Raw genomic sequence first — 22,908 nt, 5'->3', positions numbered from 1 at the left:
AAAGTCCCTATAAATAGCCTCGATTCTTGTGGAAGCTCATGGCATAGTGCCTGAAAGGGACTACTTGACTACTACTTACTCTAATGAGCCTAAATACACAGATTCTATTTGCTGCCATTATCGGGCTGGCTTTCGGTTTTTTCTTAAAATATAACCCTGACCTCAGTTTTTTTGACAGCAGTATTTATCTGCTCGGCATTGCCAGCAGTATATTTATTGGTTTGCTCAAGATGTTGCTCATTCCACTCATTTTCAGCTCGATTGTGGTTGGTGTTTCTAACCTACAGTCTGGTGGGCAATTGGGCCGGGTCTGGAAAACCACTTTAATTTGCTGTGTGACCACTACAACCCTGGCACTAATTTTAGGTATTGGTTGTGCCCATCTGTTTGAAGTGGGTAAAGGGATGAATATTAATTTATTCCAGGAAGCCATGCAGTCACATCAGACCCCAGATACAATGACGCCGTCTGCTTTTTTTACCAATTTTATTCAAAATACTCTTATTAACCCGTTTAAAGCTTTTAGCGATGGTAATGTGCTGGCTGTAGTAGTGTTTGCATTGTTTCTTGGGGTTGCACTGGTGAAAGGCGGGGAGAGGTTTAATTCGATTCGCGGACTGAGTCAGCAGTTTTTTGATCTGATGATGATGTTGGTCGGCTGGGTCATGAAACTGGCTCCCTTGGGTATTTTGGCACTCCTGGCAAAACTGGTCGCGACTGAAGATATTTCTATTTTGAGTCGACTGGCTGAATTTGCTGCAGTAGTAACCGGCACAACAATTTTTCATGGACTGGTAGTCTTGCCGCTACTGCTCTGGATTTTTGGCCGGATGTCACCGATACGCTTTTTCCGTGGTGCACGTATTCCCTTGGTAACAGCTTTTGCAACCAGTTCGAGTTCAGCAGTCATGCCTTTGAGCCTGAAGGCTGCACAGGAGAATCTGGGAGTACGACCTCATATTGCCGGTTTTGTAATTCCTTTGGGCACACAGCTTAATATGGATGGGACGGCTCTTTATGAAGCTGCGGCGGCTTTGTTTATTGCGAATCTGATCGGGCTGGACTTAAGCTTGGGACAACAGGTGATTGTCTGCCTGACCGCCATGATTGCTTCATTAGGGGCCCCGGGAATTCCAAGTGCAGGAATGGTTACCATGATTATGGTATTACAGTCAGTAGGTTTGCCTGCCGAAGCAATTGCTATTTTACTGCCGATTGACCGTTTACTTGATACAGTGCGTACTGTAGTGAATGTGCAGGGTGATATGATGATTAGTGTAGTGGTAGACCGTTATAGCCAGCCGGCTAAAGATCTCCAGTCCGAAGTTTAAAAGAACTGTGTTCTGTATTTCCTTAACATGGACTGCAAAGTATTCCTACCGGAGAAAGAATATATTCCGGTAGGATAATTTCTGTATCTTTACCGGGTTATTCTGGTTTTTGTTCAGCGTGCTGTTCTGGTAAAAAGTCTTCTAGTTCTTCTACAGTATCCGCTTCATCTTCTTCAACTGCTTCTGGAATACTGTCCAGATCAAACTGTGTGGACTGTTCTAGCGTAAAGTTCAGACGACCCGCCATAACACTGGCCAGCTCTTCTAACCCCTGTTTGTTCAATGAAGAAAATAGCTGGATCGAGAAATTGAGCTTCATCTTCTTCAATTCCTGCTTGACCTCAAGCAAAGTTTTATTAGCCGGACCGCGGTTTAACTTGTCTGCTTTCGTCAACAGGATATGTACAAACAGTTTCCGGGAATGTGCCCATTCCAGCATCATGGTATCGAAATGCTGTAACGGATGACGGATATCCATGAGCAGTACTAAACCTTGCAGGCTTTCACGGTGAATCAGATAATTTTCCAGTTCTTTTTGCCAGACAATTTTCATGGTCTCTGGAACGGCCGCATAACCATAACCAGGTAAATCTACCAGACGCTGGTTAGGGTTACCCAGACTAAAAAAGTTGATCATCTGGGTACGGCCAGGCTTTTTAGAGGCACGTGCTAGTTGTTTTTGGTTGGTTAATGCATTAATGGCACTGGATTTTCCAGCATTTGAACGACCTGCAAATGCAATTTCGTAACCGGTATCTTCAACACAAAGCGAAAGCTTGGGTGCACTCATCAGGAACTCGGCTTTACGTAACCAGTTTAGTGCTCGTACAGAGTATTCGGTAATAGCAGGGTCCAGCGCTTTTTCATAGCTGATTTTCTGCTTAGGCACCTGCGCCGTTTTACTGTTTTTAGATTTACCACTGCTGCGATGCATAGCACTTCACTTGCGTTACTGAGATTACAGCGCCTAGTATAAAGGAAGTAAAGGATTCTCGCGAATCTTGTACTATCAAGTTATACAGATTAGCAAAAATTCAGGAAAGATTGAGTAAAGTAATTGCTGAATGAGTAGAGAGATGTGGTTGAACAGGCTGAATATTTAGAACCTGGCCCAATGTATATTGGTTCAGACTCTGATAGAACTGTTCAACTGCTGTATCTAAAATACCTTTAAGGCCACAATCTGAACGAAGCACACAAGGCGGTGAATTGCATTCTACAATTGGCTGGTCACCTTGCAGTATCCGAACAATATCACCTACACGTGAATCAAGTGCCTGCGGATTCAGCTGAATACCGCCCCCTTTGCCACGTAATGTAATCAGCCAGCCCTGTTTACCCATAAAATGTACAATCTTGACCAGGTGATTATGAGAAATCTGTAGATCTACTGCAATTTCTGCAATGGTATATGGCGTATTTCTTGGACGTGAAATATACATCAAGCTACGCAAAGCATAATCAGTGAATTTATTTAATTGCATGACCAGCCAGCTTTGGAAACAGGGAAATAGGACACTATCTTAGCCTGAAAGCTTCCCGAAAGAAACTTTCAGTACATTATATAAATCTTTATATTCATAACATCAAAAACTTACCGGTGCAGTCACATCCACTTGGTCGCCTGCTTTATAGTGGTTAAGCAGAATGTCTTCTACAGAGTATTCCGTCGGGGTTGGCTCAGGCTTGACCACAAATGTATAACTATTTTCTTGAGCTTCCTGAAAACTGAACTGGAGTGGTTGTAACAGTTCCTGACCAGGAACATGGACACGGACTGAAATAAACGCGCCCGCATCAGCCGGAGAAATTGGCTGACCATCTGCTGCCTCTATGGTAAAGCGTTTACCACCTTCTACATCTTCAACCTGTGTAATCTTGAAAGAACGCCAGCCAGCCCAACCACCTTGATGCTCTGCCAAGTTGCTGTATTTCTGTTTTTCCACCCCAATTAAAATATCTGCCAATTGTAAATAAGCCTGTTTCCATGCTTCGATCAATTCCGATTCGAATGGTACATCCAGTACTTCACTAATCGAATGCAATAAATTATCACCCACGATTGCATATTGATCAGGTTGAATGTCGAGGCTGACATGTTTGGTAGTGATGCGTTCAACGGCCTTAGCTAAAACAGCAGGATTCTCAATGTGCTCTGCATAAGCTAGTACCGCAGCAGCCAGTGCGCGTGGCTGGCGTCCTGTACTTTGATGGTCCAGATTGAAGACATTTTTTAATTCTGGATGGTTGTTTAGCATGCGTTTGTAGAAATAGCTGGTTAATGCCACACCATTTTCACGCAGTACAGGAACAGTAGATTGGACCAGTTCGATTTGTTGTGAATTCATGTTGAGAATCTCAAGGTATCTAAAAAGATATATTTAAAATACATTTTTAAAAATTGTTATGCAATAGATTGCTCATACAAAAACCATATTTTTTTTATGGTTTAAGATAAGTGGTTATAATTAAATATGAAATAATCATAAATAAAAGCGAAAAATTGTAGTTATATTGAACAATCTACTGTTAATTAAATTTAATCAGCCCATTAAGAATATAATTTTTATGACATGAATAAAAAAAGAGGAGAGTAAGCTCTCCTTAATTAAAATTATCTTAAAATCTGTAAAGCTTGTTGAATATCAGTTATCAGGTCATCTACAGCTTCAAGACCAATACAAAAACGGACTAAAACACCCTCTTTTAGGTGGGTATATTCAAGCGTCCGCATCTCTTTGAGCTGATACAGCATAACTAAACTGACCGGTCCACCCCAGCTAAAGCCTAGCTTAAAGAGTCTGAGCTGGTCACAAAATTTTCGTACTGACTCAAGATCATATTCAGGTTTAAAAATAACGCTGACTAGTCCGGCACTTTGTTTATCTATACAGGTTTCTTTCCAATATTGATGACCGGGTGAATTTTCATCTGCGGGATGTAATACCTGTACAAACTCAGGCTGCTGCTTCAACCAGTTCAAGAGCACAATGGTATTGGCAGACTGCTGCCGATAGCGAAGTTGCATATGAGCCAGACTGCGTTGTATCTGGGCTGCATCATCTCCAGAAATCGAGATTCCCTGAATGGCATGCATGCGAAACAGTTGTTGATATAGTTTCCGGTCATGTGTAACTACACTTCCCATTAGAATGTCAGCACCGCCACTTGGGTATTTGGTCAGGGCATGGACTGTCAGATCTACACTCAAATGCTCATCAGAGAAATCAAAAGCATTAAAAGCAAGACCGGCTCCCCAGGTATTATCTAGTGCAGTAAGTATTCCTGACTGCCGGGCTTTTCTAACCAGTCTTTTTAAATCTGGAAACTCCAGACTGACTGATCCTGCTGCTTCCAGCCATAAAAGTTTGGCCTTTGAAGTAGGCTGAAAACTTTCATACTCCAGCGCATTATAAATTTTAACCTCAATACCATAACGTTGATGCAGATTGCGCAAATGCTCCATGTTTGGACCATAAATATTGTCTGGAACCCACACCTCATCCCCGTGACTTAAGAAACAGGAATTGACCAGATTAATTGCTGATAGCCCACTAGGGGTAAGCAGACTGTGCTGCCCACCCTCAATCTGGGCAATATTATCTGCCAGGGTAAAAGTTGTCGGTGTACCGTGTGTGCCATAACTATAATCATATGCATCAGTCCAGTGCCGGTTAAACAGGGCATCGGTGTTTTTAAAAATGATAGTGGATGCACGAAAGAGGGGAGGCTGCACTGTTTCAATATATTGAGGAGCTTTACGTGGTGCGTGAACTAGGCACGTCTGTTTATTCTGAATTTTAGACATAATAAACTGGTAACGCTAATGTGGATTAAAATGACAGATAAAGTGATTTTTCCAGATTTTGCAAATGAATTTGTGAAAATGCGTAATCAATTTTCCACTTATCCAAAATTGGCGTCATTTTTGCAAATATTTGGCTAATACATTAATGATTGGTCAATACTATGAAAAAATTTAAAGGTCCATTATTTTCAACATATTGCCGGTGAGGGTTTTGGAAGTTGTTACGATTTTTTACGTCAGCATCAAGCCCAGATTAGTGCAACAGAATTTTTTGCCTTGCCTTTTAACCTTCCCGTAGATCTTGAGGCTCTGCCTGATATTGATGATGTCGACTTGCTAATTGTCATGGGTGGAAAAATGAGTGTAAATGATGAAGCACTCTATCCATGGTTAAAAGTAGAAAAGCAGTGGATTCGCCGTTATATTTCAGCTGGAAAACCGGCAATTGGTCTGTGTCTGGGCGGACAGTTGATTGCCAATGCGCTGGGTGCAAAAGTTAAGCCTAATCATCATCAGGAACTTGGCTGGACTACAGTTTATCGTAGCCGAACTGTTCCCAAAGACTGTTTTGCTCTACCTGCCCAGTTCGAAGTAATGCAATGGCATCGGGAAACATTTGAAATTCCTCACGGGGCTATCCAGTTAGCAGAAAATCCTGCGTGTGCCAACCAGATGTACCAGGTCGGAAAAAATGTACTTGGTTTCCAGTTCCATCCAGAAATCACTCCAAATACCTTGAGGCTTTTTCTGGATGATGATGAGGAGTTATCCATATTCAACGGTGATTACATACAGTCCACCATACACTTAAAAAAATCGGTTTCCGAACAGTTTGTCGTGGGGAACTCTATTTTGAATGAAGCGATTCAATACGTATTGCGTAGTTAACATGCCAGTGCTCCTTAAATATCAAATCACCCAGATAAAATCAGGAAAATTGAAAAAGAGAATTGCGTAAGAGTTAAACAATCGTTATAATGAGCAACCCCTAAATTTGGGGCACTAACGGCGAATAAAGTTGTTAGGATCGTGACAGTCGTGGCATCGATCATGACCTTAGTGATTTTCACTGCCTTTGACACTTACCAATAGGTGAGGTGCGTCAAGGGTGATTCTTTATATATTTTGGCTTGGAGTTTACTGGTATGTCTAACCAGAGAATCCGTATCCGTCTTAAGTCTTTTGATCATCGTCTGATTGATCAATCTGCTCAAGAGATCGTAGAAACCGCTAAGCGTACTGGCGCACAAGTGTGTGGTCCAATTCCGATGCCTACTCGCATCGAACGCTTCAACGTTCTTACTTCACCGCATGTAAACAAAGATGCGCGTGATCAGTACGAAATCCGCACCTATAAACGTCTGATCGATATCGTTCAGCCAACAGACAAAACTGTTGATGCGCTGATGAAATTGGATCTTGCGGCTGGTGTTGACGTTCAGATCGCATTGGGTTAAGGCTTTCGGTTAATTAGCTCCTAAGTTAATTAAGCCGCTTTTTTAGAGGTTTACACACATGGCTATTGGTTTAGTCGGTCGCAAGTGCGGTATGACCCGTATCTTCACAGAAGCCGGCGTCTCTGTGCCAGTTACAGTGATCGAAGTTGATCCAAACCGCATCACGCAAATCAAAACGCTTGAAACTGATGGTTATCAAGCAATTCAAGTAACTACTGGTGAACGTCGCGAATCTCGCGTTACTAACGGTCAAAAAGGTCACTTTGCGAAAGCAGGCGTGGCAGCTGGTCGTCTGGTTAAAGAGTTTCGTGTTACTGAAGCAGAGCTTGAAGGTCGTGAAGTTGGTGCTTCTATCGGAGTTGATTTGTTCGCAGTAGGTCAGATCGTTGACGTAACTGGTCAATCAAAAGGTAAAGGTTTCCAAGGTGGTGTGAAGCGTTGGAACTTCCGTACGCAAGATGCTACTCACGGTAACTCTGTTTCTCACCGTGTTTTAGGTTCTACAGGTCAAAACCAGACTCCTGGTCGCGTGTTCAAAGGCAAAAAAATGGCCGGTCACCTAGGTGATGAACGCGTAACAGTACAAGGTCTTGAAATTGTATCTATTGACGCTGAACGTTCTGTTTTAGTTGTTAAGGGTGCTATTCCTGGTGCAACTGGTGGCGACGTGATCGTTCGTCCTACCATCAAGGCCTGAGGGGAAATAACGTGAATTTAAATACTGTTTCCGGCTCTGCTGTTGAGTTGTCTGAAGTTGCCTTCGGACGTGAGTTTAACGAAGCACTTGTACACCAAGTTGTTACAGCTTACTTAGCTGGTGGTCGTCAAGGCTCAAAAGCTCAAAAGTCACGTGCTGACGTATCTGGCGGTGGTAAAAAACCATTCCGTCAAAAAGGTACTGGCCGCGCTCGTGCTGGTTCTATTCGTAGCCCAATCTGGGTTGGCGGCGGTAAAACTTTTGCTGCTCGTCCACAAGACTGGTCTCAAAAAGTTAACCGCAAAATGTACCGCGGTGCAATGCAATGTATCCTGGCTGAACTTGTTCGCCAAGATCGCTTGGTTTTGATTGAAGAGCTTCAGGTTTCTGCTCCTAAAACTAAAGAATTGCTTGCAAAACTGAACGACTTGAACGCACCTCGCGCATTGATCGTTACTGATGCGGTAGATGAGAACTTATATCTTGCAGCACGCAACCTTCCACACGTTGATGTGGTAGATGCAACTGCAATCGATCCTGTAAGCCTGATCGCGTTCGATAAAGTTGTAATGTCTGTAGCTGCTGCTAAGAAAATTGAGGTAGAACTCGGATGAACAACGAACGTATCTATCAGATTCTGAAAGGACCAGTCTTCTCAGAAAAAGCACAAGTTTTAGGTGAAACTGCTGGTGTTCAAGTATTCAAGGTTGCGATTGATGCAAACAAGCTTGAAATCAAAAAAGCAGTTGAACAACTCTTTGGTGTAGAAGTGGTTAAAGTAAACACGACTATTACTAAAGGTAAGTCTAAACGCTTTGGTAAAACATTGGGACGTCGTTCTGATGTTAAAAAAGCATACGTCACCCTGAAAGCTGGCCAAGATGTTGAAATGGCTGACTTGGGCGATACCGCTGAAAGCGCAGCGGAATAAGGACGAAAATTATGCCGATTCAAAAATGTAAGCCAACGTCTCCAGGACGTCGCTTTGTAGAGAAAGTCGTTCACGACCATCTTCATAAAGGCGCTCCTTATGCTCCGTTGGTTGAAGCTAAAAAACGTACTGGTGGTCGTAACAACAACGGTCACATTACAACTCGTCACGTTGGTGGTGGTCATAAACAGCACTATCGTATCGTAGACTTCAAACGTAACAAAGATGGTATTCCTGCGACTGTAGAGCGTATTGAATACGATCCGAACCGTACCGCACACATCGCATTGCTGAAGTATGCTGACGGTGAACGTCGTTATATCATCGCGCCTAAAGGTCTGCGTGCTGGCGATAAAGTACAGTCTGGTAACGATGCTCCAATTCGTACCGGTAACTGCTTGCCACTTCGCAATATGCCACTTGGTTCTACACTACATAACATCGAACTGAAAATTGGTAAAGGCGCGCAGTTAGCACGTTCTGCTGGTACTTCTGTTCAGTTGTTGGGTCGTGACGGTTCTTACGCAATTGTTCGTCTGCGTTCAGGCGAAATGCGTAAAATTCACGTTGAATGCCGTGCTGTAATTGGTGAAGTTTCTAACCAAGAAAGCAACCTTCGCTCACTGGGTAAAGCTGGTGCTGCACGCTGGCGTGGTGTTCGTCCTACCGTACGTGGTATGGCGATGAACCCAGTTGATCACCCGCATGGTGGTGGTGAAGGGCGTAACAAAGGTATTCAACCTGTAAGCCCATGGGGTCAAAAAGCTAAAGGGTACAAGACACGTACCAACAAGCGTACGACTAAGATGATTATTCGCGACCGTCGCGTTAAGTAACAAGTAAAGGAATCTGACTAATGCCTCGTTCTCTGAAAAAAGGCCCATTCGTCGATGCGCACTTGTTCGCTAAGGTTGAAGCGGCTGTTGCGGCTAATAACCGTAAGCCGATCAAAACTTGGTCGCGTCGTTCGATGATCCTCCCAGACTTTGTTGGTCTAACAATTTCTGTTCATAATGGTCGTAACCATGTTCCAGTAATTATTACTGAACATATGGTTGGTCATAAACTCGGTGAATTCGCGCCAACTCGTACCTATCGTGGTCACGGTGTTGACAAGAAGTCTAAACGTTAAGGTGCTATGATGGAAGTTACTGCTAAATTACGCGGTGCCGCTATCTCGGCACAAAAAGCTCGTTTGGTTGCGGACCTTATTCGTGGCAAATCTGTTGCTCACGCGCTTAATATCTTGAACTTCAGCAATAAAAAAGCTGCGGTACTGGTGAAAAAAGCTTTGGAATCTGCAATTGCAAACGCTGAACACAATAACAGTTTAGATGTAGACGACCTTAAAGTTTCTACGATTTATGTGGATGAGGGCATGAGCCTGAAACGCATTATGCCACGTGCTAAAGGCCGTGCAGATCGTATTACTAAGCGTACTTGTCACATCACCGTTAAGGTAGGGGTTTGATATGGGTCAGAAGGTTCATCCAATCGGTATCCGCCTAGGTGTTGTGAAACGTCATAACGCTAACTGGTATGCGAATCCGAAACAATACGCTGAATATTTGCTTAAAGATCTTCAAGTACGTGAGTTTTTAACTAAAAAACTTAAAAGCGCGATGATCAGCAATATTCTTATCGAACGTCCTACAGGTGCTGCTAAAGTAACTATTAGCACTGCTCGTCCAGGTATCGTAATCGGTAAAAAAGGCGAAGATATTGAGAAATTACAGCGCGAACTTACCAACATCATGGGTGTTCCAGCGCAAGTAAGCATCAATGAAATTGATCGTCCAGACTTGGATGCTCGTTTAGTTGCTGAAGCGATTGCTTCTCAACTGGAAAAACGCGTTATGTTCCGTCGTGCTATGAAGCGTGCGGTACAAAATACGATGCGTGCTGGTGCTAAAGGTATCAAAGTTGAAGTTTCTGGCCGTCTAGGTGGTGCAGAGATCGCTCGTACTGAGTGGTATCGTGAAGGTCGTGTACCTTTACATACACTTCGTGCTGACATCGACTACGCTACCATGCGTGCTGAAACAACTTACGGTACAATCGGTGTTAAAGTTTGGATCTTCCGTGGTGAGATCTTGGGTGGCATGAAACAAGTCATGAACCCTGCTCCAGCTGAAGAGCGTCCAGCTAAACGCGGTCGTGGGCGTGGTGAAGGTCAAGAGCGTCGTGGTCGTCGTTCGGACCGTGCTGCAGACAAGGGAGAATAATCCATGTTGCAACCTAAACGTACCAAATTCCGTAAAGTGCAAAAAGGCCGTAACACTGGTCTAGCACATCGTGGAAGTACAGTATCATTTGGTTCTATCGCACTCAAAGCTACTGGCCGTGGTCGTATGACTGCGCGTCAAATCGAAGCTGCGCGTCGTACCATTAGCCGTCGTGTTAAACGTGGTGGTAAAATCTTTATCCGTGTATTCCCGGACAAACCAATTACTGAAAAGCCATTAGAAGTTCGTATGGGTAACGGTAAAGGTAACGTGGAATATTGGGTTTGCGAAATCAAACCAGGTAAGATCCTGTACGAAATGGAAGGTGTGAACGAAGAACTGGCACGTGAAGCATTTACGCTTGCTGCTGCTAAGCTTCCGTTTAAAACCACTATCGTGACTCGGACGGTAATGTAATGAAAACTAAAGATCTACGTGAAAAATCGGTAGAAGAATTGAAAGCTTTGCTTGATGAGCAGCAGCTTAACCAATTCCGTCTTCGTATGGCGAAAGCAACTGGTCAGTTGGGTAAATCGCACGAAGTGCAACTTGCTCGCAAGGCGATTGCTCGCATCAAGACACTCCTTACCGAAAAACAGGGGAACGGACAATGAGTGAAAATACAGTCCGCACGTTAACCGGCAAAGTCGTAAGTGACAAAATGGACAAGTCTATTGTTGTGCTTATTGAACGCCGCGTTCAACACCCGTTGTATGGCAAACTTATTCGCCGTTCAACTAAATTACACGCTCATGATGAGAACAACGTTGCTAAACTTGGCGACCTTGTGACCATTAAAGAAAGCCGCCCAATTTCTAAAACCAAGTCATGGACATTGGTTGAAGTTGTTGAAGCAGCTGCTGAGTAATTAGACGTTCTTGTTGCATCATCGGACAATTTCAAGTACTCTTTGAGCCTTTCGAAATTGTGACCGGTGATGCTCGGTTTTGGAGTAGGGCAATGATTCAAACCGAAACGATGCTCGACGTAGCAGACAACAGTGGTGCACGCCGCGTACAATGTATTAAAGTACTTGGTGGCTCACATCGTCGTTATGCTTCTGTTGGCGACATTATTAAAGTTACTGTAAAAGAAGCAATTCCACGTGGCCGTGTTAAAAAAGGCGACGTAATGAATGCAGTTGTGGTACGTACTAAGTTCGGTATCCGTCGTCCGGATGGTTCTTTGATCCGTTTTGATGACAATGCTGCTGTATTGTTAAACAACAATAAAGCTCCGATTGCCACTCGTATTTTCGGACCAGTGACTCGTGAACTTCGTACTGAACAGTTCATGAAAATTATTTCACTGGCTCCTGAAGTTCTATAAGAGGCAATCATGGCTAAGATTAAAAAAGGCGATCAGGTAATCGTGATCGCAGGTAAAGAAAAAGGCAAACAGGGTACTGTTCTGTCTGTTTCTGGTGACCGTGTTAAGGTTGAAGGCCTTAACTTGGTGAAGAAGCATCAAAAGCCAAACCGTGTAACTGGCGCTGAAGGCGGTATTGTTACTCAGGAAGCTTCGCTTCATATCTCAAACGTGGCAGTTTTTAATGCTACAACCCAAAAGGCTGACCGTGTTGGTTACCGCGTAGATGAAAACGGTGTGAAAATTCGCGTTTATAAATCTAACGGTGAATCAGTGGCGGTAGCGAAGTAATAGGTTGAATGGGCAATGGCCAGACTTAAAGCGCGTTACAATGAAGAAATCAAGACTAAGTTGAAAGAAGAACTTGGTCTTGCTAATGTGATGGAAACTCCTCGCATTACTAAAATTACCCTGAACATGGGTGTAGGTGCAGCTGCAACTGATAAGAAATTATTAGATGGCGCTGTATCTGATATGCAAGCAATTGCTGGTCAAAAACCAGTGGTAACACTTGCACGTAAATCAATCGCTGGTTTCAAAATCCGTGATGGTTGGCCGATCGGTTGTAAAGTAACTTTACGTGGCGACCAAATGTACGAATTCTTGGACCGTCTGATCTCAATCGCAATCCCTCGTATCCGTGACTTCCGTGGTTTCTCAGCGAAATCTTTCGATGGTCGTGGTAACTATTCTATGGGCTTGAAAGAACAAATCGTTTTCCCTGAAATCGATTTTGACAAGATTGATCGTATTCGTGGTATGGACATTACCATCACTACGACTGCTCGCACCGATGACGAAGGCCGTGCGCTTATGCGTGCATTCGGCTTCCCGTTCAAATAAGAGGTCGATATGGCTAAGAAAAGTATGATTAATCGCGAATTAAAGCGCGAGAAAACCGTTGCTAAATACGCTGCAAAACGTGCTGAATTAAAAGCTACGATTGCAAACGTAAATGCAAGCGACGAAGAGCGTTTTGAAGCGATGATGAAATTACAAGCATTGCCGCGTAATGCATCTCCAATCCGTCTTCGTAACCGTTGTGGTTTAACTGGTCGTCCTCATGGTTACTTCCGTAAGTTTGGCCTGGGCCGTAATAAACTACGTGATACAGTAATGCAAGGTGATGTACCAGGCGTTGTTAAGGCAAGCTGGTAAGGAGCGACTATAATGAGTATGCAAGATACCGTTGCCGACATGCTAACACGTGTTCGTAACGCACAAATGGCGAAGAAACAAACTGTTTCTATGCCGAATTCTAAGTTGAAAGTTGCGATTGCTAACGTACTTCAACAAGAAGGTTATATTTCAAATGTAGAAGTTGCTGATGTTGAAGGCAAACCTACTTTGACTATCACTTTAAAGTATTTTGAAGGCAAGCCAGTTATCGAAACTGTGAAACGCGTAAGCCGTCCAGGTCTTCGCCAGTATCGCGGTAAAGATAAACTTCCAAGCGTTAAGCAAGGTTTGGGTATTGCAATTGTTTCTACAAGCAAAGGCCTCATGACTGATCGCGCTGCACGTGCTGCAGGTATCGGTGGTGAAGTTATTGCTTTTGTTTCTTAATAGGTGATTCCTCATGTCTCGTGTGGCTAAAGCCCCAGTAGCTGTACCTAACGGTGTTACAGTTACTCAGAACGGCCGGCAGGTCGAAGTGAAAGGCACAAAAGGTAACTTGTCTTTCAACCTGCATGCGCTGGTCGAGCTAAAACAGGAAGAAGGTCAGCTTCATATTGCTCCAGTTAAAGAGTCGAAAGACGCTTGGATGCAAGCTGGTACTGCTCGCGCTGTGTTAAATAACCTTGTAAAAGGTGTTAACGAAGGCTTCGAACGCAAGTTGCAACTGATCGGTGTTGGTTATAAAGCTGCGGTTAAAGGTGACGTTGTCAACCTGAACCTGGGTTATTCTCACCCAATCGATTATTCCCTTCCTGAAGGCGTAACTGCAGAAACTCCTACTGCAACTGAAATCGTACTTAAATCTGCGAATAAACAGTTGTTAGGTCAGGTAGCTGCTGACATCCGTTCATATCGTCAACCTGAGCCGTATAAAGGTAAAGGTGTTCGTTATTCGGATGAAGTTGTACTTCGTAAAGAAGCTAAGAAGAAATAAGGCGCGAGGTTCTGATGAACGAAAAGAAACAATCCCGTTTGCGTCGTGCGAAAAGCACACGCTTGCACATTCGTGCATTGGGTGCGACTCGTTTGTGTGTAAACCGCACTCCGCGTCACATCTATGCTCAAGTTATCTCAGCAGATGGTGGCAAAGTTTTAGCGCAAGCTTCTACTTTAGATGCCTCTCTGCGTAGTGGTACTACCGGTAATGTTGAAGCAGCTACTAAAGTGGGTGCTTTAATCGCGGAACGAGCTAAAGCAGCTGGCGTTACTAAAGTTGCATTTGACCGTTCTGGTTTTAAATATCATGGTCGTATCAAAGCCTTGGCTGATGCTGCTCGTGAAGGCGGCTTGGAGTTCTAATCATGGCGAAAGTTGAACAAAACGAAGGTCTCGTTGAAAAGCTGGTTGCCGTTGATCGTGTAGCCAAGGTTGTTAAGGGTGGTCGTATCTTCTCTTTCACAGCATTAACTGTTGTGGGTGATGGTAATGGTCGTGTAGGTTTTGGTCGTGGTAAAGCACGTGAAGTTCCAGCTGCTATCTCTAAAGCACTTGAAGCTGCTCGTCGCAACATGATCACTATCGAGCTTAACGATGGTACTCTGCAACACCCAGTTCGTGCTCGTCATGGCGCAAGCCGTGTATTTATGCAACCTGCATCAGAAGGTACTGGCGTAATTGCTGGTGGTTCTATGCGTGCTGTTCTTGAAGCAGCAGGTGTGCGTAATGTATTGACGAAATGCTATGGTTCTACTAACGCTGCAAACGTCGTAAATGCAACCTTTAACGGTTTGCGTGACATGACTACTCCTGAGAAAGTTGCTGCGAAACGTGGTCTATCAGTAGAACAAATTCAAGGGTAATCAGTCATGAAAACGATTAAAGTTACCCAGACTAAATCTTCATCGCACCGCTTGAAAAATCACAAGCTGAGCCTGAAAGGTTTAGGTCTGCGTCGTATTGGTCATACTGTAGAAGTGCAAGATACGCCTTCTAACCGTGGTATGATCAACCAAGTCTACTATATGGTTAGTGTAGAGGAATAAGCCATGACTCTGCGTTTAAATGAACTTGCACCTGCAGAAGGTGCTAAACGTGAAAACCGTCGTCTGGGCCGTGGTATCGGTTCTGGCGTTGGTAAGACCGGTGGCCGTGGTGTCAAGGGTCAAAAATCACGTAAGAGCGGTGGTGTACGTCCAGGTTTCGAAGGTGGTCAAACTGCACTTTACCGTCGTTTGCCTAAATTCGGCTTCACTAGCCAAATCGCTTTAAAAACTGCTGAAGTACGTTTGTCTGAACTTGCTAAAGTTGAAGGTGATATTGTTTCACTTGAAACTTTAAAAGCAGCGAATGTAGTACGTAAAGATATGTTGCGTGCTCGTGTCGTACTTTCTGGTGAAATTACTCGTGCTTTCACTGTACAAGGTGTTGCATTGACTGCCGGCGCTAAAGCAGCTATTGAAGCTGCTGGTGGCAAAGTCGAGGAGTAATCGCTAGTGTCTATGTCTCCTGGTTCTTCAAGTCATGTTAACATGATGAAAGGTCAACCTTTTCATGTGAAATACCGTGAAATTATTCGTCGAATGATGTTTCTGATCGGCGCATTGTTGGTCTTTCGGCTAGGAGCGCATATTCCAGTACCAGGCATTAATAATGCTGCGCTCGAAAACCTATTTAATGCAAACCAAGGTACGATCCTTGGTTTGTTTAATATGTTTTCAGGTGGGGCATTAGAGCGAATGTCTATCCTTGCGCTTGGAATCATGCCCTACATTTCTGCCTCGATTATTGTGCAGTTGATGTCAACCGTGATTCCAAGTCTTGAAGCCTTGAAAAAAGAAGGCGAGCAAGGTAAGCGTAAGATTAATCAGTACACACGGCAAGGTACGCTGTTGCTGGCTTTAGTGCAAGCAACCGGCATGTGTGCCGGCTTGATTGGGCAGGGGATTACCCTAACTTCAGGTTTGGCTTTTTATGTACCGGCTGTAACCTCTCTGGTTGCAGGGACCATGTTTTTGATGTGGCTTGGAGAACAGATTACCGAACGTGGTGTTGGTAATGGTATTTCCATGATTATTTTTGCAGGTATTGTAGCAGGTTTACCTAATCTGATTATGCAATCGCTTTCATCTGTAGATAGCGGCCAGACCAGCCTGATTGGCTTGGTCATTTTTGGCTTGTTATCACTTGGGGTGCTGGCGGCAATTGTATTTATCGAAAAGGCCCAACGCCGCATATCAGTAAACTATGCACAAAAACAGCAGGGCCGTCGTGTATTTACTGCTCAGCAAACCCACTTGCCATTAAAAATTAATATGGCAGGCGTTATTCCGGCAATTTTTGCCAGCTCTTTGCTGCTGTTTCCAGCAAGCTTGGGCCAGTGGGTAGGGAGTGCTGATCCAAATGCAGGGATGATCAAACGTGGTCTTCAAGACTTGGCTCTTGTATTATCGCCTGGACAGCCTTTGTATTTGGTGCTCTTTGGTGCGTTAATTATCTTTTTCTGCTATTTTTATACGGCACTTGTTTTTAGTCCAAAAGAAGTATCAGAAAACTTAAAACGCAGCGGAGCTTACGTGCCTGGTATTCGCCCAGGTGAGCAAACTGCTCGTTATTTAGATCATATTCTCAATCGTCTGACCTTCATCGGTGCGATGTATATTACAGTGATCTGCTTGATGCCGATGGTATTGCAAAGTTCATTTGGTATTCCGTTTTATTTAGGCGGAACCTCCCTGCTCATCGTAGTAGTGGTTGTTATGGACTTTATGGCCCAGCTTCAGGCTCATCTGACTTCGCATCAGTATGACAACCAGAGTTTAATGAGAAAAACGACTGCTCATCCTAAAGGATAAGCGCACTTAGAGGTTTCATCATGAAAGTACAAGCTTCTGTAAAGAAAATTTGTGGTAGCTGTAAAGTTATCCGTCGTAATGGGGTTATCCGCGTGATTTGCAGCGCTGAACCTCGTCATAAGCAGCGTCAAGGTTAATCTGATCAAGACCTGTTGATTTCAGTAGGCTAATTAGGTTAATATCCGCCCCTCAAGATTTTTGTGGGGCGGTTGATTATCTCTACTGCCTTTTTGGAGAAAGTGAATGGCTCGTATTGCCGGTGTAAACATTCCGGATAACAAGCATGCTGTTATCTCCCTCACGTATATCTTTGGTATCGGTCGCCACACTGCTAAGAATATCTTAGCTGCTGCAGGCATCACACCGACTGTCAAGATCCGTGAATTGGATGATGCTCAGCTTGATGCGATTCGTGCAGAAGTTGCCAAGGTTCCAACCGAAGGTGATTTACGTCGCGAAATTTCCATGAACATTAAACGTTTAATGGATTTAGGCTGCTACCGTGGTCTTCGTCATCGTCGTAGCTTGCCTGTCCGCGGTCAACGCACCAAAACTAACGCACGTACCCGTAAAGGTCCGCGCAAACCGATTAAAAAGTAAGATTTCTGGAAGCTAAAAGATGGCTAAAGATACTCGCACACGCAAGAAGGTCACTCGTACCGTCTCTGAAGGTGTTGCACACATTCACGCGTCTTTTAATAACACCATTGTGACTATTACCGATCGTCAAGGTAATGCACTGGCTTGGGCCACTTCAGGTGGACAAGGCTTCCGTGGATCACGTAAATCAACTCCGTTTGCTGCTCAGGTAGCTGCTGAAGTTGCTGGTAAAGCAGCTTTGGATTACGGTTTGAAAAACCTGGACGTCCTTGTAAAAGGTCCTGGTCCTGGTCGTGAGTCTGCGGTTCGTGCATTAGGTGCAGTGGGTTATAAGATTAATAGCATTACCGATGTGACGCCAATCCCTCACAACGGTTGTCGCCCACCTAAAAAACGTCGCGTGTAAGGAGAAACATTCATGGCTCGTTATATTGGTCCAAAATGCAAACTCTCTCGCCGCGAAGGGACAGACCTGCAACTTAAATCTGGCGTTAAACCTTTTGACGTCAAAACTAAAAAACATGCTAAAGCGCCTGGCCAACATGGGCAATCTCGCGCTAAGCAATCTGAGTACTCACTACAATTACGTGAAAAACAAAAAGTACGTCGTATGTACGGTGTGTTAGAGCGTCAATTTAGTAATTACTATAAAGAAGCTGCTCGTGTTAAGGGTGCAACTGGTGAGAACCTGTTGAAGCTGCTTGAAAGCCGCCTTGATAACGTTGTTTATCGCATGGGTTTTGGTTCTACACGTGCAGAAGCTCGTCAGCTTGTAAGTCACCGTAGCATTACTTTAAATGGCCGTCGTGTAAACATTGCTTCTATTCAAGTAAAAGCTGGTGATGTTATTGCGGTTCATGAAGGTGCTAAACAACAATTACGTATTAAAAGCGCAATTGAATTAGCTGCTCAACGTGGAATTCCAGCTTGGATTGAAGTTGATCATTCTAAGTTCGAAGGTACGTTTAAAGCTGCGCCGGATCGTTCTGATTTACCTGCTGAAATCAACGAAAGCTTGATTGTAGAATTGTATTCTAAATAATCCTTGAGGTAGCAATAATGACGCGTACTGCAAACGAGTTTCTAACTCCGCAAGCGATCAAGGTCGAAGCGGTAAGCGGGACCTCGGCAAAAGTGATTCTGGAACCTTTAGAGCGTGGCTTTGGTCATACTCTAGGTAATGCTTTACGTCGCATTCTATTGTCTTCTTTGCCTGGCGCTGCTGTGGTTGAAGTAGAGATAGAAGGTGTCGAGCACGAGTACAGTACTTTAGAAGGCTTGCAGCAGGACATCGTCGAGCTCTTGCTGAACCTAAAAGGATTGTCTATTAAGCTGTTCGATCAAAACGAAGCTTACTTAACATTAGAAAAACAAGGTCCAGGCGATATTACTGCTGCTGACCTGCGTTTACCTCATAATGTTGAGGTGGTTAACTCAGAGCATTTGATTGGTACACTAAGTGCTTCAGGCTCAATTAAAATGCGCTTGAAGGTTGCTCAAGGTCGTGGTTATGAGACTTCTGACTCACGTTTCCCGGAAGGTGAAACCCGTCCAGTCGGTCGTTTACAGTTAGATGCTTCTTATAGCCCGATTCAACGTGTGTCTTACACAGTAGAAAACGCTCGTGTAGAACAACGTACTGACCTTGACAAGCTGATCATTGATCTTGAAACCAACGGTACTGTTGATCCTGAAGAAGCAATCCGCAAAGCGGCAACAATCTTGCAACAGCAAATTGCAATTTTTGTTGATCTTCAGAAAGATCAGGCACCTGTGGCTCAAGAACCTCGTGAAGAAGTTGACCCAATTTTGCTTCGTCCAGTGGATGATCTAGAGCTAACTGTTCGTTCTGCTAACTGTTTGAAGGCAGAAAATATTTACTACATTGGTGATCTTGTTCAACGTACTGAGGTTGAGTTACTTAAAACTCCAAACCTGGGTAAAAAATCGTTGACTGAGATTAAAGATGTTTTGGCATCGAAAGGTTTACAACTCGGCATGCGTTTAGAGAACTGGCCACCGGCTAGTCTGCGTATGGACGATCGTTTTGCCTATCGTAGCCGTTAATTAAGTAGGACTATCACCATGCGTCATCGTAATAGTGGTGTGAAATTAGGCCGTACAAGCAGTCATCGTAAAGCGATGTTCCAAAACTTGGCTAATTCTTTGTTCGAACACGAGTTGATTAAAACAACTGTGCCTAAAGCAAAAGAGTTACGTCGTGTTGCTGAGCCTTTAATCACTTTAGCTAAAAACGATACTGTAGCAAACCGTCGTTTAGCGTTTGCTCGTACTCGTTCAGCAGCAACTGTTGGTAAGTTATTTACCGTTCTTGGCCCTCGTTACAAAGAACGTAACGGCGGTTATCTGCGTGTTCTTAAAGCTGGTTTCCGTGCAGGTGATGCTGCACCGATGGCTTATGTAGAGCTTGTAGATCGCGAAGTTCAAGCTTCTGCAGAATAATTTTTATTATTCAAAAAAAGGTCGGTTTTTAATCGGCCTTTTTTTATTGATTGTCTGACCAAATGTAAAATTGTCCTCAACTGATAAGAAAAATAGATAAATTGCATAAACTTGACATTGTCTATTGTCAATTTTATGTTTTAATAAAATAATCGTGTTCAACAAGGTTATAACAATAAAATGGATAAACACATTGATGTTCTAATTGTAGGAGCTGGTATTTCAGGCTTGGGTCTGGCTGCACATCTTTCTAAAAACTGTCCCCAACGCTCATTTGAAATTGTAGAAAGACGTGAAGGAATCGGGGGAACTTGGGATTTATTCCGCTATCCAGGTATCCGCTCCGATTCGGATATGTCGACTTTTGGTTATAATTTCAAACCATGGCGTAAGGCCAAAATTCTGGCAGATGGTGCCTCAATACGCCAGTATTTACATGAGGTTGTGGATGAATTTCACCTAGACAGGAAAATTCATTTTAAACACCGAGTAATTTCTGCGAATTATGATACGGCCCTTAAACTCTGGATAGTGGAAATCGAAGACCAGCAAGGTCAGAACCAGACTTGGTACGCTAATTTTCTACTCGGCTGTACCGGTTACTATAATTATGATGAAGGCTTTATGCCTGAGTACCCTGGACAACACCAGTTTAAAGGTACTTTGGTGCATCCTCAGCATTGGCCAGAAAAGCTGGACTATACTGGCAAGCGAGTCATTGTGATAGGTAGCGGTGCAACAGCTATTACTCTCGTACCCTCTATGGTGAAAGGGGGGGCGGCTCATGTAACTATGCTACAGCGTTCGCCTACCTATATTGCTTCAATTCCTTCTATTGATTTTGTTTATCAGAAAATGCGTGGTTTTCTTTCGGAAGAGATGGCTTATAAACTGACGCGTGCACGTAATATTGGTATGCAGCGTGCAGTCTATGCACTCTCACAGAAACAACCTAAACTGGTACGTAAGCTCCTTTTAAAATCGATCGAAATGCAGCTTAAAGGTAAAGTGGATATGAAACACTTTACTCCAAGCTATAATCCATGGGATCAACGCCTTTGTGTAGTGCCCGATGGTGACCTGTTTAAAGCTTTGCGTGAAGGTCATGCCAGTGTCGAGACTGACCATATTGAAAAATTTACTGAAACAGGAGTCCAGTTAAAGTCAGGCAAGCATCTGGAAGCAGATATTATTATCTCTGCAACTGGTTTGCAGATCCAGATTATGGGTGGAATACAGGGAACTGTAGATGGTCAACCGATAGATACCTCAGAACATATGCTATACAACGGTATTCTGATCAGTGACGTACCTAATATGGCAATGATTATTGGTTATATTAATGCTTCTTGGACATTAAAAGTCGATGTTGCAGCAGAGTATATCTGTCGACTACTTAATTATATGGATAAGCATCATTATGATGAAGTGATAGCGCCTACCGATCATAGTGAGATTGAACAGGATACTGTGATGGGTAGCCTGTCCGCAGGATATATCCGTCGCGCTGCCGACGTAATTCCAAAGCAGGGGAAACATGCACCCTGGCAAGTGACTAATAACTATCTGGCTGATCGTAAAGCCCTGAAACAGGCGGGTTTTGAAGATGGAATCTTGCAATTTACTAAGCGTGATAAACAGCTAGAACGTAAACCTAAACTGGTTTCATAATCCCAATTAAAAAGGAGCTTTAAAGCTCCTTTTGTAGTATTAGAATTTAGATTTTATAATGTTCTGGAAATTAACTCTTTCATGATTTCATTGGTACCGGCATAAATTCGGTTAGCACGGTGATCAATATAGGCACGTGCGATTGGATACTCCAGCATATAGCCATAACCACCATGCAGCTGTAAACATTCATCCACGACTTTTGAATACATATCAGAAAGCTTGTATTTGGCTGCTGCTGCTGCATCAATACCTAATTGTGCTTCAAGCTGCAATTGCATACAGCGGTCCAGGTAGGTACGGCCCATGTCAATTTCTGTACGCAATTCAGCGAGCTTAAATCGTGTATTTTGGAAAGTTGCTATCGGTTTACTGAAAGCTTTGCGTTCTTTTGTATATTGTACCGTATGCGCAAATGCAGCTTCAGCACCAGCTTGGCAAATGATTGCTACCAGCATACGTTCCCATGCCAGCTCTTTCATGAGCATCATAAAGCCCATACCTTCCATGCCCAGCAGATTTTCTTTAGGTACCCGGACATTATCAAAAAATAGCTCACAAGTATCTTGGCCTTTCATACCAATCTTATTGAGCGGTTTACCTTTACTAAAACCTGGACGGTCAGCCTCTACCATAATCAGAGACAGGTTTGCTGAACCTTTATCACTGTTCCCGGTTTTACAGACTACAATTGCCATATCGCAAAGATAACCATTGGTAATGAATATTTTCGAACCATTGATGACATATTCATCCCCATCCAGTATCGCCGAGGTACGTACTGCCTGAAGATCAGAACCAGTACCCGGTTCAGTCATGGCAATAGCAGTTACTACTTCGCCGGTAGCCATTTGTGGCAGCCAGTACTGTTTCTGTTTTTCATTACCAAAGTTATTAATATAATTCGCTACAATATCAGAATGCAGAGAAAAACCGGTCGCTGAGTCACCCGCATAGGCCTGTTCTTCAATCAAAATCATACTATAAAGCCGGTCTACACCAGCGCCGCCATATTCTTCTGGCATGGTCGGGCAAAGCAGACCCAGAGCTCCAGCTTTATTCCATAAATCACGATCTACATGCTGCTGTTGCTCGTATCGTTCTGTATAAGGGATGACTTCCTTTTCATAAAATTTACGTACAGTCTCACGAAATGCATCATGATCAGAATTAAACAGATTTCTAGGTAACATGGGTGCAAGCGGACGAATAGCAGCAGATTGCATTTTTTGTTTTATCCTTGTGTGATATTTTCTTTTAAACCTAAACAGCCCGGCTTTTTTGTACAATAGGCCAAATGCTCAATCACCATCAAAAAATTGATGGTTTTCGCCATTTTATGGAAAAGCTGCAAATTTTAAGAGTGGATCAGTTAAACTATTCTGAA

General features: G+C 43.5%; 36 protein-coding genes. 31 read left to right on the top strand and 5 right to left on the bottom strand.

All coding sequences use genetic code 11. From position 1 onward, the window contains the following. Nucleotides 1–83: 83 nt before the first annotated feature. Complete coding sequence (locus tag ACRAD_RS12630) at nt 84–1,331, top strand: dicarboxylate/amino acid:cation symporter (protein WP_005018321.1); 1,248 nt, start codon at nt 84–86, stop codon at nt 1,329–1,331. A gap of 97 nt (nt 1,332–1,428) precedes the next feature. On the opposite strand, the gene yihA is transcribed toward ACRAD_RS12630, so the two are convergent. From yihA to ACRAD_RS12610, 4 genes are all read right to left on the bottom strand, one after another. Then, nucleotides 1,429–2,265 carry a ribosome biogenesis GTP-binding protein YihA/YsxC gene (yihA, locus tag ACRAD_RS12625; protein WP_005024419.1) on the bottom strand — a complete coding sequence of 279 codons (837 nt, stop codon included), beginning with the start codon at nt 2,263–2,265 and terminating at the stop codon, nt 1,429–1,431. Nucleotides 2,266–2,365: 100 nt separating this feature from the next. Continuing rightward, the gene (locus ACRAD_RS12620; RefSeq protein WP_005024423.1) at nt 2,366–2,815 is read right to left on the bottom strand and encodes an RrF2 family transcriptional regulator; all 450 of its coding nucleotides are present in this window, start codon (nt 2,813–2,815) and stop codon (nt 2,366–2,368) included. 102 nt (nt 2,816–2,917) lie between these two features. Beyond that, the gene (locus ACRAD_RS12615) at nt 2,918–3,679 is read right to left on the bottom strand and encodes a globin domain-containing protein (RefSeq protein ID WP_005024424.1); all 762 of its coding nucleotides are present in this window, start codon (nt 3,677–3,679) and stop codon (nt 2,918–2,920) included. 266 nt (nt 3,680–3,945) lie between these two features. Next, nucleotides 3,946–5,139: a PLP-dependent transferase gene (locus ACRAD_RS12610; RefSeq protein ID WP_005024426.1), complete on the bottom strand. Its 1,194-nt coding sequence runs from the start codon at nt 5,137–5,139 to the stop codon at nt 3,946–3,948. Nucleotides 5,140–5,334: 195 nt separating this feature from the next. On the opposite strand from ACRAD_RS12610, the gene ACRAD_RS12605 reads away from it, so the two are divergent. The 30 genes from ACRAD_RS12605 to ACRAD_RS12460 all read left to right on the top strand — a co-directional run bounded on the left by ACRAD_RS12605 (nt 5,335) and on the right by ACRAD_RS12460 (nt 21,521). Further along, nucleotides 5,335–6,027 (top strand): type 1 glutamine amidotransferase, encoded by a 693-nt coding sequence (locus tag ACRAD_RS12605; RefSeq protein ID WP_051063513.1) that lies wholly within the window; start codon nt 5,335–5,337, stop codon nt 6,025–6,027. Between the two features lie 257 nt (nt 6,028–6,284). Beyond that, nucleotides 6,285–6,596 carry a 30S ribosomal protein S10 gene (gene rpsJ, locus ACRAD_RS12600; RefSeq protein WP_000070912.1) on the top strand — a complete coding sequence of 104 codons (312 nt, stop codon included), beginning with the start codon at nt 6,285–6,287 and terminating at the stop codon, nt 6,594–6,596. A 58-nt stretch (nt 6,597–6,654) separates the two neighbouring features. Beyond that, a complete protein-coding gene (gene rplC, locus ACRAD_RS12595; RefSeq protein WP_005018329.1) occupies nt 6,655–7,293 on the top strand; it encodes a 50S ribosomal protein L3 in 639 nt (212 codons plus the stop codon). A gap of 11 nt (nt 7,294–7,304) precedes the next feature. Next, nucleotides 7,305–7,907: a 50S ribosomal protein L4 gene (gene rplD / locus ACRAD_RS12590; protein ID WP_005024433.1), complete on the top strand. Its 603-nt coding sequence runs from the start codon at nt 7,305–7,307 to the stop codon at nt 7,905–7,907. Next, nucleotides 7,904–8,224, top strand: coding sequence for a 50S ribosomal protein L23 (gene rplW / locus ACRAD_RS12585; RefSeq protein ID WP_005018334.1), 321 nt, complete (start codon nt 7,904–7,906; stop codon nt 8,222–8,224). The genes rplD and rplW overlap by 4 nt, the downstream gene beginning before the upstream one ends. A gap of 11 nt (nt 8,225–8,235) precedes the next feature. Further along, nucleotides 8,236–9,060, top strand: a complete 825-nt coding sequence (gene rplB / locus ACRAD_RS12580) for a 50S ribosomal protein L2 (RefSeq protein ID WP_005018335.1) — start codon at nt 8,236–8,238, stop codon at nt 9,058–9,060. Between the two features lie 20 nt (nt 9,061–9,080). Continuing rightward, the gene (gene rpsS / locus ACRAD_RS12575; protein WP_004985338.1) at nt 9,081–9,356 is read left to right on the top strand and encodes a 30S ribosomal protein S19; all 276 of its coding nucleotides are present in this window, start codon (nt 9,081–9,083) and stop codon (nt 9,354–9,356) included. A 9-nt stretch (nt 9,357–9,365) separates the two neighbouring features. Then, a complete protein-coding gene (gene rplV, locus ACRAD_RS12570) occupies nt 9,366–9,695 on the top strand; it encodes a 50S ribosomal protein L22 (protein ID WP_001982638.1) in 330 nt (109 codons plus the stop codon). 1 nt (nt 9,696) lies between these two features. After that, a complete protein-coding gene (rpsC, locus tag ACRAD_RS12565) occupies nt 9,697–10,449 on the top strand; it encodes a 30S ribosomal protein S3 (RefSeq protein ID WP_005018336.1) in 753 nt (250 codons plus the stop codon). 3 nt (nt 10,450–10,452) lie between these two features. Beyond that, nucleotides 10,453–10,866 carry a 50S ribosomal protein L16 gene (rplP, locus tag ACRAD_RS12560; protein ID WP_005018339.1) on the top strand — a complete coding sequence of 138 codons (414 nt, stop codon included), beginning with the start codon at nt 10,453–10,455 and terminating at the stop codon, nt 10,864–10,866. After that, complete coding sequence (gene rpmC / locus ACRAD_RS12555; RefSeq protein WP_005018343.1) at nt 10,866–11,063, top strand: 50S ribosomal protein L29; 198 nt, start codon at nt 10,866–10,868, stop codon at nt 11,061–11,063. The genes rplP and rpmC overlap by 1 nt, the downstream gene beginning before the upstream one ends. Continuing rightward, entirely contained in the window at nt 11,060–11,317 is a 258-nt protein-coding gene (gene rpsQ, locus ACRAD_RS12550; RefSeq protein WP_005018344.1) for a 30S ribosomal protein S17, read from the top strand. The genes rpmC and rpsQ overlap by 4 nt, the downstream gene beginning before the upstream one ends. A 92-nt stretch (nt 11,318–11,409) precedes the next feature. After that, nucleotides 11,410–11,778: a 50S ribosomal protein L14 gene (gene rplN, locus ACRAD_RS12545; protein WP_005018345.1), complete on the top strand. Its 369-nt coding sequence runs from the start codon at nt 11,410–11,412 to the stop codon at nt 11,776–11,778. A gap of 9 nt (nt 11,779–11,787) precedes the next feature. After that, the gene (rplX, locus tag ACRAD_RS12540) at nt 11,788–12,108 is read left to right on the top strand and encodes a 50S ribosomal protein L24 (RefSeq protein WP_005024436.1); all 321 of its coding nucleotides are present in this window, start codon (nt 11,788–11,790) and stop codon (nt 12,106–12,108) included. A 15-nt stretch (nt 12,109–12,123) separates the two neighbouring features. After that, the gene (gene rplE / locus ACRAD_RS12535) at nt 12,124–12,660 is read left to right on the top strand and encodes a 50S ribosomal protein L5 (RefSeq protein ID WP_005018347.1); all 537 of its coding nucleotides are present in this window, start codon (nt 12,124–12,126) and stop codon (nt 12,658–12,660) included. 9 nt (nt 12,661–12,669) lie between these two features. After that, nucleotides 12,670–12,975, top strand: a complete 306-nt coding sequence (gene rpsN / locus ACRAD_RS12530; RefSeq protein WP_005018349.1) for a 30S ribosomal protein S14 — start codon at nt 12,670–12,672, stop codon at nt 12,973–12,975. Nucleotides 12,976–12,987: 12 nt separating this feature from the next. Continuing rightward, nucleotides 12,988–13,383 carry a 30S ribosomal protein S8 gene (gene rpsH / locus ACRAD_RS12525; protein ID WP_005018351.1) on the top strand — a complete coding sequence of 132 codons (396 nt, stop codon included), beginning with the start codon at nt 12,988–12,990 and terminating at the stop codon, nt 13,381–13,383. A gap of 13 nt (nt 13,384–13,396) precedes the next feature. Continuing rightward, nucleotides 13,397–13,930, top strand: coding sequence for a 50S ribosomal protein L6 (gene rplF, locus ACRAD_RS12520; RefSeq protein WP_005024439.1), 534 nt, complete (start codon nt 13,397–13,399; stop codon nt 13,928–13,930). Between the two features lie 14 nt (nt 13,931–13,944). Further along, entirely contained in the window at nt 13,945–14,295 is a 351-nt protein-coding gene (rplR, locus tag ACRAD_RS12515; RefSeq protein WP_005018355.1) for a 50S ribosomal protein L18, read from the top strand. A 2-nt stretch (nt 14,296–14,297) separates the two neighbouring features. Continuing rightward, a complete protein-coding gene (gene rpsE / locus ACRAD_RS12510) occupies nt 14,298–14,795 on the top strand; it encodes a 30S ribosomal protein S5 (protein ID WP_005018357.1) in 498 nt (165 codons plus the stop codon). Between the two features lie 6 nt (nt 14,796–14,801). Then, complete coding sequence (gene rpmD / locus ACRAD_RS12505) at nt 14,802–14,978, top strand: 50S ribosomal protein L30 (RefSeq protein WP_005012961.1); 177 nt, start codon at nt 14,802–14,804, stop codon at nt 14,976–14,978. Between the two features lie 3 nt (nt 14,979–14,981). Further along, complete coding sequence (gene rplO, locus ACRAD_RS12500; protein ID WP_005018359.1) at nt 14,982–15,422, top strand: 50S ribosomal protein L15; 441 nt, start codon at nt 14,982–14,984, stop codon at nt 15,420–15,422. A 45-nt stretch (nt 15,423–15,467) separates the two neighbouring features. Continuing rightward, complete coding sequence (gene secY, locus ACRAD_RS12495) at nt 15,468–16,787, top strand: preprotein translocase subunit SecY (protein WP_171053907.1); 1,320 nt, start codon at nt 15,468–15,470, stop codon at nt 16,785–16,787. 20 nt (nt 16,788–16,807) lie between these two features. Further along, on the top strand, nt 16,808–16,924 hold the full coding sequence (gene rpmJ, locus ACRAD_RS12490) for a 50S ribosomal protein L36 (RefSeq protein ID WP_000867907.1): 117 nt from the start codon (nt 16,808–16,810) through the stop codon (nt 16,922–16,924). 106 nt (nt 16,925–17,030) lie between these two features. Further along, nucleotides 17,031–17,387, top strand: coding sequence for a 30S ribosomal protein S13 (gene rpsM, locus ACRAD_RS12485; protein ID WP_005018362.1), 357 nt, complete (start codon nt 17,031–17,033; stop codon nt 17,385–17,387). A 19-nt stretch (nt 17,388–17,406) separates the two neighbouring features. Then, complete coding sequence (gene rpsK, locus ACRAD_RS12480) at nt 17,407–17,793, top strand: 30S ribosomal protein S11 (RefSeq protein WP_001040166.1); 387 nt, start codon at nt 17,407–17,409, stop codon at nt 17,791–17,793. A gap of 12 nt (nt 17,794–17,805) precedes the next feature. Next, entirely contained in the window at nt 17,806–18,429 is a 624-nt protein-coding gene (gene rpsD / locus ACRAD_RS12475; RefSeq protein WP_005018363.1) for a 30S ribosomal protein S4, read from the top strand. Between the two features lie 17 nt (nt 18,430–18,446). Then, nucleotides 18,447–19,454 (top strand): DNA-directed RNA polymerase subunit alpha, encoded by a 1,008-nt coding sequence (locus ACRAD_RS12470; RefSeq protein WP_005024445.1) that lies wholly within the window; start codon nt 18,447–18,449, stop codon nt 19,452–19,454. A gap of 18 nt (nt 19,455–19,472) precedes the next feature. Further along, nucleotides 19,473–19,850 (top strand): 50S ribosomal protein L17, encoded by a 378-nt coding sequence (gene rplQ, locus ACRAD_RS12465; protein ID WP_005018373.1) that lies wholly within the window; start codon nt 19,473–19,475, stop codon nt 19,848–19,850. A 180-nt stretch (nt 19,851–20,030) separates the two neighbouring features. After that, on the top strand, nt 20,031–21,521 hold the full coding sequence (locus ACRAD_RS12460; RefSeq protein WP_005024447.1) for a flavin-containing monooxygenase: 1,491 nt from the start codon (nt 20,031–20,033) through the stop codon (nt 21,519–21,521). Nucleotides 21,522–21,574: 53 nt separating this feature from the next. Here ACRAD_RS12460 and ACRAD_RS12455 read toward each other — a convergent pair whose 3' ends face one another. Continuing rightward, nucleotides 21,575–22,747, bottom strand: coding sequence for an acyl-CoA dehydrogenase family protein (locus ACRAD_RS12455; protein ID WP_005024448.1), 1,173 nt, complete (start codon nt 22,745–22,747; stop codon nt 21,575–21,577). Nucleotides 22,748–22,908 lie beyond the last annotated feature (161 nt).

Source organism: Acinetobacter radioresistens DSM 6976 = NBRC 102413 = CIP 103788 (assembly GCF_006757745.1).
In the GTDB taxonomy this organism is placed as follows: domain Bacteria; phylum Pseudomonadota; class Gammaproteobacteria; order Pseudomonadales; family Moraxellaceae; genus Acinetobacter; species Acinetobacter radioresistens.
Note: the sequence above shows the minus strand (reverse complement) of the source record. Positions and strands in the feature narration are given on the sequence as shown.

Bases quoted from the DNA above. Each gene is read 5' to 3' on its own strand.
- rpsN (WP_005018349.1), top strand. From the start codon at position 12,670: ATGGCTAAGAAAAGTATGATTAATCGCGAATTAAAGCGCGAGAAAACC.
- ACRAD_RS12620 (WP_005024423.1), bottom strand. From the start codon at position 2,815: ATGCAATTAAATAAATTCACTGATTATGCTTTGCGTAGCTTGATGTAT.
- rpsK (WP_001040166.1), top strand. From the start codon at position 17,407: ATGGCTAAAGATACTCGCACACGCAAGAAGGTCACTCGTACCGTCTCT.
- rpsJ (WP_000070912.1), top strand. From the start codon at position 6,285: ATGTCTAACCAGAGAATCCGTATCCGTCTTAAGTCTTTTGATCATCGT.
- rplF (WP_005024439.1), top strand. From the start codon at position 13,397: ATGTCTCGTGTGGCTAAAGCCCCAGTAGCTGTACCTAACGGTGTTACA.
- rplC (WP_005018329.1), top strand. From the start codon at position 6,655: ATGGCTATTGGTTTAGTCGGTCGCAAGTGCGGTATGACCCGTATCTTC.
- rplB (WP_005018335.1), top strand. From the start codon at position 8,236: ATGCCGATTCAAAAATGTAAGCCAACGTCTCCAGGACGTCGCTTTGTA.
- ACRAD_RS12615 (WP_005024424.1), bottom strand. From the start codon at position 3,679: ATGAATTCACAACAAATCGAACTGGTCCAATCTACTGTTCCTGTACTG.
- rpsH (WP_005018351.1), top strand. From the start codon at position 12,988: ATGAGTATGCAAGATACCGTTGCCGACATGCTAACACGTGTTCGTAAC.
- rpsC (WP_005018336.1), top strand. From the start codon at position 9,697: ATGGGTCAGAAGGTTCATCCAATCGGTATCCGCCTAGGTGTTGTGAAA.
- rplN (WP_005018345.1), top strand. From the start codon at position 11,410: ATGATTCAAACCGAAACGATGCTCGACGTAGCAGACAACAGTGGTGCA.
- rplX (WP_005024436.1), top strand. From the start codon at position 11,788: ATGGCTAAGATTAAAAAAGGCGATCAGGTAATCGTGATCGCAGGTAAA.
- ACRAD_RS12455 (WP_005024448.1), bottom strand. From the start codon at position 22,747: ATGCAATCTGCTGCTATTCGTCCGCTTGCACCCATGTTACCTAGAAAT.
- rpmC (WP_005018343.1), top strand. From the start codon at position 10,866: ATGAAAACTAAAGATCTACGTGAAAAATCGGTAGAAGAATTGAAAGCT.
- rpmJ (WP_000867907.1), top strand. From the start codon at position 16,808: ATGAAAGTACAAGCTTCTGTAAAGAAAATTTGTGGTAGCTGTAAAGTT.
- rpsQ (WP_005018344.1), top strand. From the start codon at position 11,060: ATGAGTGAAAATACAGTCCGCACGTTAACCGGCAAAGTCGTAAGTGAC.
- rplE (WP_005018347.1), top strand. From the start codon at position 12,124: ATGGCCAGACTTAAAGCGCGTTACAATGAAGAAATCAAGACTAAGTTG.
- rpsE (WP_005018357.1), top strand. From the start codon at position 14,298: ATGGCGAAAGTTGAACAAAACGAAGGTCTCGTTGAAAAGCTGGTTGCC.
- rpsD (WP_005018363.1), top strand. From the start codon at position 17,806: ATGGCTCGTTATATTGGTCCAAAATGCAAACTCTCTCGCCGCGAAGGG.
- rpsS (WP_004985338.1), top strand. From the start codon at position 9,081: ATGCCTCGTTCTCTGAAAAAAGGCCCATTCGTCGATGCGCACTTGTTC.
- rpsM (WP_005018362.1), top strand. From the start codon at position 17,031: ATGGCTCGTATTGCCGGTGTAAACATTCCGGATAACAAGCATGCTGTT.
- rplP (WP_005018339.1), top strand. From the start codon at position 10,453: ATGTTGCAACCTAAACGTACCAAATTCCGTAAAGTGCAAAAAGGCCGT.
- rplW (WP_005018334.1), top strand. From the start codon at position 7,904: ATGAACAACGAACGTATCTATCAGATTCTGAAAGGACCAGTCTTCTCA.
- rplO (WP_005018359.1), top strand. From the start codon at position 14,982: ATGACTCTGCGTTTAAATGAACTTGCACCTGCAGAAGGTGCTAAACGT.
- ACRAD_RS12610 (WP_005024426.1), bottom strand. From the start codon at position 5,139: ATGTCTAAAATTCAGAATAAACAGACGTGCCTAGTTCACGCACCACGT.
- rplQ (WP_005018373.1), top strand. From the start codon at position 19,473: ATGCGTCATCGTAATAGTGGTGTGAAATTAGGCCGTACAAGCAGTCAT.
- rplV (WP_001982638.1), top strand. From the start codon at position 9,366: ATGGAAGTTACTGCTAAATTACGCGGTGCCGCTATCTCGGCACAAAAA.
- ACRAD_RS12470 (WP_005024445.1), top strand. From the start codon at position 18,447: ATGACGCGTACTGCAAACGAGTTTCTAACTCCGCAAGCGATCAAGGTC.
- rplR (WP_005018355.1), top strand. From the start codon at position 13,945: ATGAACGAAAAGAAACAATCCCGTTTGCGTCGTGCGAAAAGCACACGC.
- yihA (WP_005024419.1), bottom strand. From the start codon at position 2,265: ATGCATCGCAGCAGTGGTAAATCTAAAAACAGTAAAACGGCGCAGGTG.
- ACRAD_RS12630 (WP_005018321.1), top strand. From the start codon at position 84: ATGAGCCTAAATACACAGATTCTATTTGCTGCCATTATCGGGCTGGCT.
- ACRAD_RS12460 (WP_005024447.1), top strand. From the start codon at position 20,031: ATGGATAAACACATTGATGTTCTAATTGTAGGAGCTGGTATTTCAGGC.
- rpmD (WP_005012961.1), top strand. From the start codon at position 14,802: ATGAAAACGATTAAAGTTACCCAGACTAAATCTTCATCGCACCGCTTG.
- secY (WP_171053907.1), top strand. From the start codon at position 15,468: ATGAAAGGTCAACCTTTTCATGTGAAATACCGTGAAATTATTCGTCGA.